Source organism: Nocardia elegans NBRC 108235, from assembly GCF_001612845.1.
Taxonomy (GTDB): Bacteria; Actinomycetota; Actinomycetes; order Mycobacteriales; family Mycobacteriaceae; genus Nocardia; species Nocardia nova.
In genome coordinates, this window is the sequence record NZ_BDBF01000002.1 from 380,113 (window position 1) to 396,443 (window position 16,331).

The window sequence follows — 16,331 nt, forward strand, 5'->3', positions numbered from 1 at the left end:
GGTGCCGACCAGCTCCGAAATCCGTTGCGGCAGTTCGGCTTCGGTGACGTCGATCGGCGTGAGATCGGGGATGACCTTCGAGGTCGGCACGATCTCCTGGTACGCGGTCCCGTCCACCTCGGGGTAGCGGGTGCGCAGCGATTCGTGGCGCGCCAGCACATCGGCGACCGCGATCTGCAGTGCCTGCCGGTCCAGCAGGCCCGACAGCCGCACCGCGGCCGGGATGTTGTCCACAGCGGATTCGGGATCGAAGCGGTTGAGGAACCACATCCGCTGCTGCGCCAGCGACAGCGGCACCAACTCGGGCCGGTGCTGCGGCACCAGCGCCGCGCGACCACCGGCGCCGGAACGGGTTTCGGCCCGCGCCGCCAGGCCGGCGACGGTGGAGGCCTCGAAGATCTCGCGCACACCCAGCTGGGTGTCCAGGGCCGACGACAACCGGGCCGCCACCTGGGTGGCGATCAGCGAGTTGCCGCCGAGGGCGAAGAAGTCGTCGTCCAGACCGACCCGGTCCACGCCGAGCACCTCGGCGAAGGTGCCCGCGACGATCTGCTCCACCGGGGTGACCGGCGCGCGGAACACCGCCACCTCGAACACCGGGGCGGGCAGCGCCTTGCGGTCCAGCTTGCCGGACGCGTTGAGCGGGAATTCGTCGAGCACCATCACCAGCGCGGGCACCATGTAGCCCGGCAGCTGCCGGCCCAGTTCCTCGCGCACCGCTTCGGCGTCGACCGGAAGGCCCGGCGTGGCAACGACATACGCCACCAGCTGATCGCCGGTGTGCTGGTCGCCGCGGACCACCACGACGGCCCGGTCGATCTCGTCGAGCCCGGTCAGCGCCGTCTCGATCTCGCCGAGCTCGATGCGCAGGCCGCGCAACTTCACCTGGAAGTCGGTGCGGCCCAAATAATCCAGTTCACCCTGTTCGTTCCAGGCCACCAGGTCACCGGTGCGGTACATCCGCTCGCCCGCCGAGAAGGGGTTGGCCACGAACCGGTCCGAACTCAGATCCGGCCGCGTCACATAGCCGTGCGCGAGCTGGGCGCCCGCCAGATACAGCTCACCCGCGACACCCACCGGAACCGGCCGCAGGCGCGAATCCAGCACGTAGACACGGGTGTTGAAGACCGGGCGGCCGATCGGCACGGAATCGACATCGGCATCGGTCACCTCGTGATAGGTGACGTCGACCGCGGCCTCGGTGGGGCCGTACAGGTTGTGCAGCGCGGCGCCGGTGAGCTCGCGCAGACGCTGCGCCGACTTGGGCGCCAGCGCCTCGCCGGAGGCGAACACCAGACGCAGGGTGGTGCATTGCGCGGCCGCCGCCTCGGCGACGAAGACCGCAAGCATCGACGGCACGAAGTGCGTGACGGTGACGCCTTCGCCGACGATCACCTCGGCCAGATAGGCCGGATCGCGATGGCCATCGGGCCGCGCCACCACCAGCCGCGCGCCGATCTGCAAGGGCCAGAAGAACTCCCACACCGACACGTCGAAGGTCGCGGGTGTCTTCTGCAGCACCACGTCGGCGGGCGTGAGACCGTATTCGGCCTGCATCCACACCAGCCGGTTGACGATCGCCGCGTGCGGCACCGCGACGCCCTTGGGGCGGCCGGTGGAACCGGAGGTGAAGATCACGTACGCGGTGTTGGCCGGGCGCAGCGGGCCGCGGCGCTCGGTGTCGGCGATCGGGTCGATCGAGTAGCCCGACAGGTCCAGCAGATCGATGCGCACCTGCGCGGTGTCGATCTCGAGGTCGTCGCCGGAGGTCAGCACGCAGACCGGGTCCGCGGTGGCCAGGATGTATTCGGTGCGCTCGGCCGGATGATCCGGATCCAGCGGCACATAGGCGCCACCGGCGGCGGCCACGGCGTACATGCCGACCACCAGATCGATCGAACGCCGCATACCGAGTGCCACGAAGGTGTCCGGGCCGACGCCGCGCTCGATCAGCCAGCGGGCCAGTGCGTGCACCCGGGCCGCGAAGTCGGCGTAGGACAGACCTGTCCCCTCGAAGCTCACCGCGGTGGCGTCGGGCGTGCGTTCGACCTGCGCCTCGAACAGCGAGACCAGGGTGGCCGAGCCGTCGACCTCGTGGTCGGTCGAATTCCATTGCGACACCACGAGTTCGCGTTCGGCGGGCTCGAGCAGTTCGATATCGCCGGCGCCGATCGCGGGCTCGCCCACGATGGTGGTGAGCACCCGCAGCAGCCGGTCGGCGATGCGGCGCACCGCGTTCTCGTCGAACAGATCGCGAAGATAACCGGCCCGGATCCGCAGGGTGGAACCCAGCGAGGCGATCAGGCTCAGCGGGTAGTGGGTGGCGTCGGTGGCCTCGAGTCCGGCCACCGCCATACCGTCGATGTCGGCGGCCTGGCGCTGAATGCCCTCGGCATCCACCGGATAGGACTCGAACACCACCAGGGTGTCGAACAGTCCGCCGACGCCGATCGCGTCCTGGATATCGGCCAGGCCGAGGTAGTGGTGGTCGAGCAGATCCGCCTGCTCACCCTGCACCCGCGTGAGCAGCTGCTCGGCGGATTCGGCGGCATCCAGGCGCACCCGTACCGGCACGGTGTTGATGAACAGACCGACCATGGATTCGACCCCGGCCAGCTCCGGCGGGCGGCCCGAGACGGTGGTGCCGAACACCACGTCGTCGCGGCCGGTCATGCGGCCCAGGACGATGCCCCAGGCCGTCTGCAGCACGGTGTTGGCGGTGACGCCGAGGCGCGCGGCGAATTCGGTCAGCCGCGCGGTCTGCGCGGTGTCGAGTTCGAAGACGTACTCGTCCGACAGCGCCGTGATCTCGCGGCCGGCGTCGGGGCGCGCCAGCAGGGTCGGCTCGGAGATGCCGGCGAGGGCATCCGTCCAGGCTGCCAGCGAGGCCGAATGATCCTGCTGGGCAACCCATTCCAGGAAGTGCCGGTAGGAGCGCACCGCGGGCAGCGCGCCGGAGTCGGCGTGCGTGGCGTAGAGCACCAGCAGATCCCGCATGAGCAGCGGCATCGACCAGCCGTCGAGCAGGATGTGGTGGTTCGAGACGACCAGCGACCAGCGCTGCTCGGCGACCCGGATCAGGGTGAACCGGATCAGCGGCGGCGCGGCCAGGTCGAAGCGGCGGGTCCGGTCGGCCTCGATCAGATCGGCGGCCTCGCCGGTCTCGCGGCGGTCGTGTTCGGCCCAGGTCGCCCGCACGCCGTCCAGCACGACCTGCACCGGATGGCCCTGTGCGTCGGTGACGAAGGCCGTGCGCAGCGTCTCGTACCGATCGATCAGAGCCTGTGCGGCACTGCGCAAGCGGGCCGGATCGACGCGGCCGGTGAGGTCGAGGACGGCCTGACCGGTGTAGACGTCGACGGAGGCGGCGGCCAGTTCGGCGTGGAACAGCAAACCGGCCTGTAGCGAGGACAGCGGCCACACCTGAGAGATCTCGCCGAAACGCCGCTCCCAGCCGTCGATATCGCTCTGGTCGACGCGCACCAGCGGGAAGTCCGACGGGGTGTGCCCACCCGCACCGGCCGATTCCGCGTGCCGCGCAACGGCTTCCAGCGCCCGCGTCCACAGCTGCCCGAATTCGCGCACGGCGTCGGCGTCGAGCAGCGTGGTCGGATAACCGATCCGCGCGGTCAGCCGGTCGCCGACCACGATGGCGTTGATGTCCAGCGGCGCCATCGCCGGCATGTCCGCGTCGTAGTCGCCGGCCAGTTCGCCGAGTTCCGGGGCGGGAATCCAGCCGAACCGCGCAGCGCCTCGGGCACCGCGTTGTCGGAGACCCGGCCCAGGTAGTTGAAGCTGACCTGGCCCGGCATCTGCTCGGGCAGCCGGTCGGCGGTGCGCGGGTTCAGGTAGCGCAGCATGCCGTAGCCGAGGCCCTTGTCGGGCACGGCCAGCAGCTGTTCCTTGACCGCCTTCACGACCCGGCCCATCGCCGGGCCACCGGTCAGCGCCGCGTCGATGTCGAGCCCCGACAGGTCGAAGCGGACCGGGAAGATCGCGGTGAACCAGCCGACCGTGCGGGACAGATCCGCGCCCGGCACGACATCCTCTTCGCGGCCGTGGCCCTCGAGGCGCACCAGCGCACTGTCGGCCCGGTCGTCCGAACCGGCGTGCGCGGCACGCCATTTCGCGACGGCGAGCACCAGCGCGGCCAGCAGGCCGTCGTTGATTCCACCGTGGTAGAGCGCCGGCACGGCGGTCAGCAGGGCCTTGGTGACCTCGGGCGAGACCTCGACCTCGACCTTGCCCGCGACCCCGGCCACATCGACGGCGGGATCGAACGGCCGCTCGGTGAGCAGTGGGTCCGGACCGTCGACGACCGCACGCCACCAGTCGAGTTCGTCGTCGCGCTCGGCGGCCGCCCGCTCGAGCGCATGCGACCAGGTGCGCATACTGGTCGGTGGTGCGGCCAGCTCCGGCGTCTGCCCGGCCGAGAGCTGTCCCCAGGCGGTGACGAAGTCGGGCACCAGGATGCGCCAGGACACACCGTCGATGACGAGATGGTGGGCGACCACGATCAGGCGTCCGGTCCGGTCGGCGGCCGAGGGCTCCAGCCAGGCGAAGCGCACGACCACCCCGGCCTCCGGATCGAGCCGGTCCAGGCTCGCGTCCAGGGCCGCGGTCGCGATCTCGAACAGCTCCGAATCGGTTGCGGCGGCGTCGAATTCGGTGTGATCGAGCAGTGATTCGATATCGACGGCGCCCGGCGCGGCGGTCTCCACGATCCATTCCGCACCCGCATGCCGGCGCAGCCGCGCCCGCAGCATGTCGTGGCGGTCCACGACGGCGGCGACGGTGGCGAGCAATCCGGCCCGGTCGATGCCGATCGGCAGTTCCAGGGCCAGCGCCTGATGGAACCGGCCGAACGAACCGGACCGCTCCACCATGAACCGGGCCACCGGAGTCAGCGGCATGGTGCCGACACCGCCACCCGGCAGCTCGGCCAGCACGGGCACCGAATCACCCTGTCCGGCAGCGGATTCGGCGACCATCGCCAGTCCGGACACAGTGCGCTGTTCGAACACGTCGCGCGGGCTGAACACCACGCCGCGCGCCTTGGCCCGCGACACCAGCTGAATGGAGACGATCGAGTCACCACCCAGCGCGAAGAACGAATCGTCGATTCCGACGCGTTCGATGCCCAGCACCTCGGCGAACACCTCGGCGATGGCCTGCTCGACCGGGGTCCGCGGCGCGCGGAAGGCGGTGTCGGTGGCGAACTCCGGCTCCGGCAGCGCCTTGCGATCCAGCTTGCCTGCCGGGGTCAGCGGCACCCGGTCGATGACCATGATCGACGAGGGCACCATGTAGCCGGGCAGCCGCTGTTCCAGGTGGGCCGTCACATCGGCGACATCGATCGGCTCACCCGGGACCGCGACGACATACGACACCAGCGAGGTGGCGCCCGCGCCGCGGGTGTGGCCCACGGTCACCGCGAAGTCGACGGCGTCGTGGGCGGTGAGCGCGGCGTCGATCTCGCCGAGTTCGATGCGGAAGCCGCGCACCTTGACCTGGAAGTCGGAGCGGCCGACGTATTCGACCTCACCGGTGTGGTTCCACCGCACCACGTCACCGGTGCGGTACATCCGCTGTCCGGGCTCGTAGGGGTTGGCCACGAAGCGCTCGGCGGTCAGGCTCGCCCGCGCGTGATAGCCGCGGGCCAGCTGCACACCGGACAGATACAGCTCACCCGCGACACCCACCGGAACCGGCCGCAACCGGGCGTCGAGGACCAGCGACTGCATACCGCGGATCGGACCGCCGATGGTGACCGGATCGCCCGCGGCCAGCGGATCGCTGATGTTGGTGGCGATGGTCGCCTCGGTCGGACCGTAGGCGTTGTGGAACCGGCGCGGCGACCCGTCGGGGGTCACCGACCACTTGGCGACCTGCTCGGCGGTGACCGCCTCACCACCGGCGATGACGACCCGCATCCCGGCCAGATCGGCCGGATCGAGGGTGGCCAGCACCGACGGGGTGATCAGGGCGTGGGTGACGCCCTCGCGGGCGATCAGCTCACCGAGTTCGCTGCCGCCGTAGGTACCCGGCGGCACCACGACCAGCGCACCGCCCGCACCGACGGCGAGCAGGAATTCCAGGATCGAGGCGTCGAAGCTGGGCGAGGCGAAATGCAGTGCGCGCGAATCGGAGTCGAGCCGGTAGCGCTCGTTCTGTTCGGCGCGGAAGTTCGCCAGACCCGCATGGGTGACCACCACGCCCTTGGGCACACCGGTGGAACCGGAGGTGTAGATGACGTAGGCCGGATGGTCGACGCGCAGCGGGCGGACCCGATCGGCGTCGGTGATCGCGGCGGCGTCGTAGCCGTCGATCTCGATCTCGTCGAGAACCAGCCAGTCCACCGACTCCGGCAGATCATCGCGCACCGCGGCCACGGTCAGGCCGACGGGCGAACCCGAATCGGTGACCATGTGATCGATGCGGTCGGCCGGGTACGCGGGGTCGATCGGCACGAACGCCGCACCCGACTTGGTCACCGCCCATTCGGCCAGATAGCTCTCGGCCGAGCGCGGTACGGCCACCGCGACCAGGTCCTCGGTCCCGATTCCGCGCTCGATCAGCAAGCGCGCCAGGCGATTCGACCGCTCGTCGAGTTCGCGGTAGGTGAGGGTGCGCCCGTCGGCGATCACCGCGGGAGCCTGCGGGTCGCGGGTCGCGGCCTCGGCCAGCATCTGCGGCAGGGTCGACGCCGCGACCGCCGGGCCGCCCGTGCGCGCGAGCAGGTCGGCGCGCTCGGAGGCCTCGAGGATGTCGACCGCGCCGACGGCGATGCGCGGATCGGTGGCGACCGCCCGCAGCACCCGGATCCAGCGATCGGCGATCTCGGAGGCGGTCTGCTCGTCGAACAGATCGGTGGCGTAGACGAGGTTCAACGCCATGCCGTTGGCGGCCGCGCCGTCGGCGTCGCCGACCCGTTCCGACAGCGTGAACTGCAGGTCGAAGCGGGCGATGTTCTCCTCCCGCTCGACCGTGGACACGGTCAGGCCCGGCAGCTCGAGGCTCGCGCGGTCGAGGTTCTGGAAGGCCAGCATCACCTGGAACAGCGGGTTGCGGGCCTGCGAGCGCTCCGGCGCCAGCAGTTCCACCAGCCGCTCGAACGGCACGTCGGCATTGCCGAAGGCCTCGAGGTCGGTGTGGCGGACCCGCTCCAGCAGTCCGGTGAACGACTCGTCGGGGTCGATGCCGGTCCGCAACACCAGGGTGTTGACGAACATGCCGACCAGATCGTCGAGCGCGGCCTCACCGCGGCCGGCGATCGGGGTGCCGACGGCGATGTCGTCGGTGCCCGACAGATGTCCCAGCAGCACCGCCAGGGCGGCGTGCATCACCATGAACAGCGACGAACCCTGTTCGCGCGCAACGCCTTCCAGCGCGCCGATCAGTTCCGGAGTCAGGGTGCGATGCAGTTCGGCGCCGCGCAGCGAGGCGATCGCCGGGCGCGGGCGGTCGGCGGGCAGGGCCAGCTCTTCCGGAATTCCGGACAGCGAGCGCTGCCAGTAGTCGACCTGGCGGGCCAGCAGCGACTGCGGATCGTCCTCCGAGCCCAGCACCTCGCGCTGCCAGATCGCGAAATCGGCGTACTGCACCTCGAGCGGCGCCCAGCCGGGGGCGCTGCCCTGGGTGCGGGCGGTGTAGGCGGTCATCACGTCGCGCGCCAGCGGGGTCATCGAGAACCCGTCCGCGGCGATGTGGTGTACGACCACGACCAGCACGTGTTCGTCGCTGTGCACCTGGAACAGCCGGGCGCGCAGCGGAACCTGTTCGGCGACATCGAATCCCGCGGAGGCGAAATCCGTCACCGCGGTGGTCAGATCGGCGTCCGAGACCGGGTAGGCGCGCAGATCCAGCACGATCTGCTCGGCCGGCACCACCAGTTGCATCGGCGTGCCGCCGTGCTCCGGATAGCGGGTGCGCAGCGACTCGTGCCGGCGCACCACGTCGAAGACGGCCAATTCCAGTGCGGCCGTGTCGAGTTCACCGGACAGCCGGACCACCAGCGGCAGGTTGTAGGCCGCCGAGGAGGTGTCGTACTGGTTCAGGAACCACATGCGCTGCTGCGCGAACGACAGCGGCACCGGTTCCGCGGCGGCGCGCGGGCGCGCGATCAGGCGCGGGCGCGCCTCGCCGCCGGTGTGGGTTTCCAGCCGTGCGGCCAGCGACTCCACGGTCGAGGCCTCGAACAGCGCGCGCACACCCACCGTTGTCCCCAGCGCCGCCCCGACGCGGGAGACGACGCGGGTGGCGATGAGCGAGTTGCCGCCGAGCTCGAAGAAGTCGTCGTCGAGCCCGACCCGTTCCACGTCGAGCACCTCGGCGAAGACCGCGGCCACGATCTCCTGCACCGGGGTCTCCGCGGCCCGGAAGGCGCGCGACTGCACCGCGGGGGCGGGCAGAGCGCGCCGGTCCAGTTTGCCGTTCACGGTCAGTGGAATGCGGTCCAGCACCACGAATGCCGAGGGCACCATGTACGCGGGCAGCCGTTCGGCCGCACCGTCGCGCACGACGTCCAGCGCCGGTTCGGTCCGACCGGCCGGAGGCACCACATAGGCGACGATGCGCTGGTCGCCCGGCTGGTCCTCGCGCACGACGACCGCGGCCTGCGCGATCCCCGGCTGCGCCAGCACCGCGGCCTCGATCTCGCCGAGTTCGATGCGGAAGCCGCGCACCTTGACCTGGTCGTCGGCGCGGCCCAGATATTCCAGTTCCCCGAAGCGGTTCCAGCGCGCCACGTCACCGGAGCGGTACAGCAGCGTTCCGGGCTCGCCCAGCGGATCGGCGACGAAGCGGGCGGCGGTCAGATCCGGGCGGCCCAGGTAGCCGCGCGCCAATTGCGGACCCGCGACATACATCTCGCCGGCGACGCCGACGGGAACCGGATGCAGCCGGTCGTCGAGGACGTACACCCGCAGTCCGGCGATGGCACGGCCGACCACCGAACCCGTTGCCGCGGCGATGGTTTCGGCGTCGAGCACCCGGTGCGAGACGTGCACAGTGGTCTCGGTGATGCCGTACATGTTGACCAGTCGCGGCGCGGTGTCGCCGTGGCGGGCCACCCAGTCCGCGAGCCGGCGCAGCTCGAGCGCCTCACCGCCGAAGACCACGTAGCGCAGGGCCAGCGGCTGCCCACCGGCCAGGCGATCGGCTTCGGCCAGCTGATAGAACGCCGACGGGGTCTGGTTGAGCACCGTCACGCGTTCGCGTCGCAGCAGTTCCAGGAACTGCTCGGGCGAGCGCGAGGTGTAGTAGTCGACCACGACCAGCGTGCCGCCGAACAGCAGCGGGCCCCAGATCTCCCACACCGAGAAGTCGAAGGCGAAGGAGTGGAACATCGTCCACACGTCCTCGGCGCCGAAGCCGAATTCGCGATCGGTATTGGCGAACAGCCGCACGACGTTGCGGTGCGCGACCGCCACGCCCTTGGGGCGTCCGGTCGAGCCGGAGGTGTAGATGACGTAGGCGATATTGCTGGCCGACAGCGGGGCGTTGCGATCGGCATCGGTGATCGGGCCCTCGCCCGCGTCCACCAATTCCGGTGTCTCCGCGCCGAATCCGTCCATCAGCACGGTCGGCAGGCCGGTCGGCAGCTCCACCTCGGTGCTGCCGTCCACGATCACCCCGGCCGGACGCGAATCCGCGAGCACGTAGGCGATGCGTTCGGCCGGATAGCTCGGATCGATCGGCACATAACCCGCGCCGGACTTCACGACCGCCAGCAGAGCCACGACCAGATCCAGCGAGCGCGGCAGCACCACCGCGACCAATGTCTCGGGGCCGGCGCCGTCGGCGATCAGCCTGCGCGCCAACTGGTTCGCGCGCCGATCCAGCTCCTCGTAGGTGAGCTGGTCGGCGCCGAACTTCGCCGCCACCCGGTCGCCGTGCTCGGCAACCGCGGCGTCGAACAGATCCGACAGCGTCACGGCCCGGTCCGCGAACCGCCCGGTGCCGCCGTCCGCACCCGCCGAGACCCAGCGCTGCGAGACGTCCAGCCGTTCGCCCTCGCCGAGCAGATCGATATCGCCCACCACCGTGGCGGCGGCCACGGTCTTGGTGACACTGTCCGCGGTGGAGCTGCCCTCGGTGACGCTGCGCAGGATCCGCAGCAGGCGGTCGGAGAAGGCGGCGACGGTCTCCGGATCGAACAGATCGGTGGCGTAGGTCCACGACAGCGCCAGCCCGGCGCCGTCGGCGGCGTCGCCGACGGTCAGCTGGATATCGAATTTCGCCATTCCCGGATCGGCGTCGACGACCGCGAGATCCAGGCCGGGCAGGGCGGCCGTGGTGGCGTCGCGCTGTCCGGTGGCCTCGAAGGTCAACGCCACCTGGAACAGCGGGTGATGCGCCTGGGAACGCACCGGGCTGAGCACGTCGACCAGCCGCTCGAACGGCACGTCGGCGTTGGCGAAGGCCGCCAGGTCGGTCCGGCGCACCTCGGTGAGCAGTTCGGCGAACGTCGCGTCCGGGCGCACCGGAGTGCGCAGCACCAGCGTGTTGACGAACATGCCGATCAGATCGTCGAGCGCGCGTTCACCGCGGCCCGCGATCGGCGTGCCGATGGCGATGTCGGTACTGCCCGACAACCGCGCCGCCCAGGTGGCCAGGGCCGCGTGCATCAGCATGAACAGCGTCACGCCGTGGGCGCGCGCGTAGTCGGTGAGCCGCGCGTGCAGATCGGCGTCGACCGAGAACTCGTGTGTCGCACCGGCATTGGTGGCGATCTCCGGGCGCGGACGATCGGCCGGCAGTTCGATCTGCTCGGGCAGATCGCGCAATTGCTCGGACCAGTAGGCGATCTGGCGGGCGGCGACCGATTCCGGATCGTCCTCGGCGCCGAGCACCTCGCGCTGCCACAGCGCGTAGTCGGCGTACTGCACCGGCAGCGGCGCCCACTGCGGGGACTCGCCGCGCGAGCGCTCGGAGTAGGCGGCGACCACATCGCGCAGCAGCGGGCGCAGCGAGAAGCCGTCCCCGGCGATGTGGTGCATGACCAGCACGACCACGTGGTCGCGCGGGCCGAGCTCGAGCAGGGTGGCCCGGAACGGGACCTCGGCGGTCACGTCGAAGAAGACGTTGACCAATTCCGCCACGCGCGAGGGCAATTCGCCGGCGTCCAACGATTCGACGGCGAGTTCGACACCGGCGGCGTGCGCGGACAGCACCCGCTGGTAGCCGTCACCGGCCACCTCCGGGTACACGGTGCGCAGCGATTCGTGCCGCGCGACCACGTCACGCACGGCCGCGGCGAAGGCCTCGCGGTCCAGCGCGCCGGTCAGCCGGATCGCGACCGGGATGTTGTTCACCGCGGTGCGGTTGTCGAACCGGTTGAGGAACCACATCCGCTGCTGGGCCGGGGAGAGCGGCACCAGCTGCGCGGTCTCACCGTCCGGCAGCGCGACGGGCTCGGGCCGCGGCTGCGCGGTCAGCGCGAGCCGCCCGCCCTGTCCCGCTTGGGTTTCCAAGCGCGCGGCCAGGGCCGCCACCGTGGAGGACTCGAACAGGGTGCGGACCCCGACCTCGGTGTCGAGCGCCGCGCCCAGCCGGGCCGCGACCTGGGTGGCGAGCAGCGAGTTGCCGCCCAGTTCGAAGAAGTCGTCGTCCAGGCCCACCCGGTCCAGGCCGAGAATCTCGGCGATCACATCGGCGACGGACTGTTCCACCGAGGTGCTGGGCGCGCGGAACACCTTGGCCGCGAACGTCGGCGCCGGCAGCGCCTTGCGATCCAACTTGCCGGAGGCGTTGAGCGGGAAGCTGTCGAGCACCACGAAGGCCGCCGGCACCATGTACGCCGGAAGTTGTTCGGCCAGTGCGGATTTCACGGCGTCCACCGCGATCTCGGCGCCCGGCGCGGCGATCAGGTAGGCGACCAGCTGGTCGCCCGTGCGATCGTCGGAGCGCACCACCACCACGGCCTGACCCACCGATGCGACGGCGGTCAGCGCGGATTCGATCTCACCCAGCTCGATGCGCAGGCCGCGCACCTTCACCTGGAAGTCGGTGCGGCCCAGATACTCGAGCTCACCGGCCTCGGTCCAGACCACCAGGTCGCCGGTGCGGTACATGCGCGCACCGCCCCCGAAGGGATTGGCCACGAAGCGGTCCGCGGACAGATCCGGGCGGGCCACATATCCGCGCGCCAGCTGGGCGCCCGCCAGATACAGCTCACCCGCGACACCCACCGGAACCGGCTGCAGCCGCGCGTCCAGCACGTAGACCTGGGTGTTGAACACCGGCGCACCGATCGGCACCGACGCCACGTCCGCGTCGACGACCTCGTGATAGGTGACGTCGACCGCGGCCTCGGTCGGGCCGTAGAGGTTGTGCAGGCGAGCGCCGGTCAGGCGGCGCAACTGCTGCGCGGTGGTGCCGGGCAGCGCCTCACCCGAGGCGAAGACGTTGCGCAGACCGGTGCATTCGGCCGCGGCCGGCTCGGCGACGAAGACCGCGAGCATCGACGGCACGAAGTGTGTGACCGTCACGCCCTCGCGCACGATGACCTCGGCGAGATAGGCCGGATCGCGATGGCCGTCCGGCCGGGCCACCACCAGGCGCGCGCCGACCTGCAAGGGCCAGAAGAACTCCCATACCGACACGTCGAAGGTGGCCGGTGTCTTCTGCAGCACCACGTCGTCGGCGGCCAGGCCGTACTGGGCGTGCATCCACACCAGGCGGTTCACGATCGCGGTGTGCGGAACGGCCACGCCCTTCGGGCGGCCGGTGGAGCCGGAGGTGAAGATCACGTAGGCGGTATTGCCCGGACGCAGCGGCGCGGTCCGGTCGGCATCGGTGAGCGGCGCGTCCGAATATCCGGACAGCTCGAGCCGGTCGATACGCACCTCGGGTGCGATATCGCTTGCGGTGGAGACGTTTTCGCGCAGGCCGGCACCCGAGGTCAAGACGCAGACCGGGCGGGCGGTGTCGAGGATGTACTCGGTGCGCTCGGCCGGATGATCCGGATCCAGCGGCACGTAGGCGCCACCGGCGGCGGCCACGGCGTACATGCCGACCACCAGATCGATCGAACGTCGCATACCCAGGGCGACCAGCGACTCGGGTCCGACCCCCTGGTCGACGAGCCAGCGGGCGAGCCTGCGCACGCGGGCGGCGAACTCGGCATAGGACAGACTCGTCCCCTCGAAGATCACCGCGGTCGCGTCCGGGGTGCGCGCGACCTGTGCCTCGAACAGCGAGACCAGCGTCGCGGCGGCATCGTCGGACACCGTCGGCAGGGCGGCGTCGATGGGGAATTCGGTGTCGTTCCAATGCCGCAGCACCAGAGCGTGTTCGGTGGCGTCGAGAATCGGCAGGGCGCCCACGGCGACCGACGGATCGGCGGCCACGGCCTGCAGCACGCGCAGGAAGCGACGGGCGAACGATTCCGCGAACGCCTTGTCGAACAGATCGGTCGCGAAGACCAGCTCGGCGTCCATCGCGGCGTCCGCACCGGTACCGCCGGCGGCGGCCCCGGCGCCGACCGGCCCCTCGCTCAACGTCAGCTGCAGGTCGAATTTCGCTGTCTGCGCGTCGATTCCGAGTTCGGCGACCGTCAGCCCGGGCAGTTCCAGGGCGGTGCGGCCGAGGTTCTGGAAGGACAGCATCACCTGGAACAGCGGGTGCCGGGCCTGCGAACGGGCCGGGTTGAGCACCTCGACCAGGCGCTCGAACGGCACGTCGGCGTGGGCGAAGGCCGACAGGTCGCGCTCGCGGACCTGGGCCAGCAGTTCGGTGAACCGCGCGCCCGGGTCGACCTGGGCGCGCAGGACCAGGGTGTTGACGAACATGCCGACGAGGTCGTCGAGGGCTCGCTCACCGCGACCGGCCACCGGAATACCTACGGCGATGTCATCGGTGCCGCTCAACCGCGCCAGCAACGCGGCGAAGGCGCCGTGCACCACCATGAACAGCGTGCTCTGCTGTCCCTGGGCGACCCGGCTCAGCCCGTCGACGAGCTCACCCGGCACCCGGAAGCGGTAGGTCCCGGCCTCGTAGGTGGCGACGGCCGGCCGCGGGCGGGTCGACAGCCGCAATTCGTCGGGCAGGCCGTTGAGCGCGTTGTGCCAGTAGCCGAGTTGTTCGGAGATGACCGACCGCGGATCGTCCTCCGAGCCGAGCGATTCCCGTTGCCACAGCGCGTAATCCGCGTACTGCACGGGCAGCGGCGCCCAGCCGGGCTCCGATCCCGCGGTGCGGGCCAGGTAGGCGGTCATCAGATCGCGCACCAGCGGAGTCATCGAGAACCCGTCGGTGGCGATGTGGTGGACCACCACGACCAGCACATGATCGGCCTCGCCGACGCGGTACAGCCGCAACCGGGTCGGCGGCACCGCGGTCACGTCGAAACCGCGGCCGACGAATTCGGTCAGCGCGTCGAGCAGATCCGCCTCGGTCGTATCGACCACGTCCAGGTCGGGCACGGCGCGGGTCGAGGGCAGGATCTGCTGGTAGGCCAGGCCCTCGTGGGACGGATAGATAGTGCGCAGCGATTCGTGCCGGGCCACCACGTCCGCGATCGCGGTACGCAGCGCGTCGATATCGAGTTCGCCGGTCAGCCGCACAGCGGCCGGGATGTTGTTGGTCGCCGAATCGGTGTCGAAGCGGTTGAGGAACCACATCCGCTGCTGTGCCAGCGACAGCGGCGGGAACTCCGGGCGCGTGCGAGGCGTCAGTGCCTGGCGCACACCGGATCCCACCTGGGATTCGACGCGCGCGGCCAAGCCGGCCACAGTGGGCGCCTCGAAGACCGTGCGCACGCCGACCTCGGCGTTCAGCGCGGCGCTCAGCCGCGCAACCACCTGGGTGGCGATCAGCGAGTTGCCGCCCAGATCGAAGAAGTCGTCGTCCACACCGACCGGACGCTCGCTGGTGTCCAGACCGAGTACGTCGGCGAAGGTCGCCGCCACGATCTCCTCGACCGGCGTGGACGGCGCCCGGAATTCGCGGGCCGCGAACACCGGTTCCGGCAGCGCGCGCCGGTCCAATTTGCCGTTCGGGTTCAGCGGCATCGCGTCGAGCGTGACGATCGCGGCCGGAATCATGTACGACGGCAGCAGCTGCGCCAGATGTGCGCGCAGCACCTCGAGGTCCACCACGCCGCCGGCCGGCACCACGTAGGCGACGAGCTGATCGCCCAGGCGCGCGTCCGAACGCACCACCGCGACCGCCTGGGCCACGGATTCGTGTGCGACGAGGGCGGATTCGATCTCCCCGAGTTCGATGCGCAGACCGCGCACCTTCACCTGGAAGTCGGTGCGGCCCAGGTACACGATCGCACCGTCGGCCCCGCGGCGCACCAGGTCACCGGTGCGGTACATCCGGGAGCCGTAGTCGGCGAACGGATTCGCGACGAACCGGTCGGCGGTCAGGTCGGCACGGCCGAGATAACCGCGGGCCAGCTGATCGCCGGCCAGATACAGCTCACCCGCGACACCCGGCGGCACCGGATGTAGCCGCGCGTCCAGCACGTAGGCCTGCGCGTTCCACACCGGCAAACCGATCGGCACCGCCCCGCGGACGCCGTCGGCCACCCCGGCGTGGGTGGCGTGCACGGTGAATTCGGTGGGGCCGTACAGGTTGTACAGCTGTGCCGTGCCGACCCGCCGGAACGCCTCGACGGCATCGGAGGTGAAGGCCTCACCGGCAACGAACAACGCCCGCAGCGACGCCAGCGCGGAACTGTCGACCGCACCGGAGAAGACGGTGAGCATCGAGGGCACGAACGAGGTCATGGTGACCTGTTCGGCGGCGATCACATCGGCGAGATAACGCGGATCGCGATGCCCGTCGGGGGTGGCCACGACCATCCGGCCACCGACCGACAGGGGGGCGAACAACTCCCACACCGAGACGTCGAAGGTGGCGGGCGTTTTGAACAGCACCACATCGTCGGCGCCGATGCCGTATTCGCCGGTGATCCAGCGGATCTGGTTCACCACCGCGGAATGCGGGACGGTCACGCCCTTCGGGCGGCCGGTCGAGCCGGAGGTGAAGATCGTGTACGCCGGATTCGACGGACGCAGCGGGGCGAGACGGTCCGCGTCGGTCAGCGGCTCGTCGGAGTAGTCCGCGAGGTCCAGTTCGTCCAGGCACAGGACCGTACGGTCACCGGCCTCGAGGTCGGCCGCGTTCACCGAGGTGGTCAGTACGCAGACCGGTTCGGCGGTGTCGAGGACGTAGCCGATGCGGTCGGCGGGCTGATCCAGGTCCAGCGGCACATAGCCGCCACCGGCCTCGAGCACCGCGTACATGGCGACCACCAGGTCCGTCGAGCGGCGCAGTCCCAGCGCCACCCGCGCCTCGGGGCCCACGCCCGCCTCGACCAG

2 protein-coding genes (1 of these 2 running past the window's edge) are annotated in these 16,331 nt (G+C 70.5%); both read right to left on the minus strand.

Annotated features, from left to right (window positions below):
- On the minus strand, window positions 1-3,684 hold the beginning of the coding sequence (locus NE2_RS36905; RefSeq protein ID WP_233429640.1) for a non-ribosomal peptide synthase/polyketide synthase. It extends 19,584 nt beyond the left edge of the window; only the first 3,684 of its 23,268 coding nucleotides appear in the window; it begins with the start codon at window positions 3,682-3,684; its stop codon lies beyond the left edge, outside the window.
- Window positions 3,630-16,331: non-ribosomal peptide synthetase (locus tag NE2_RS36910; RefSeq protein WP_373862214.1), on the minus strand; the 12,702-nt coding region annotated here is incomplete at its 5' end. The genes NE2_RS36905 and NE2_RS36910, both read right to left, overlap by 55 nt.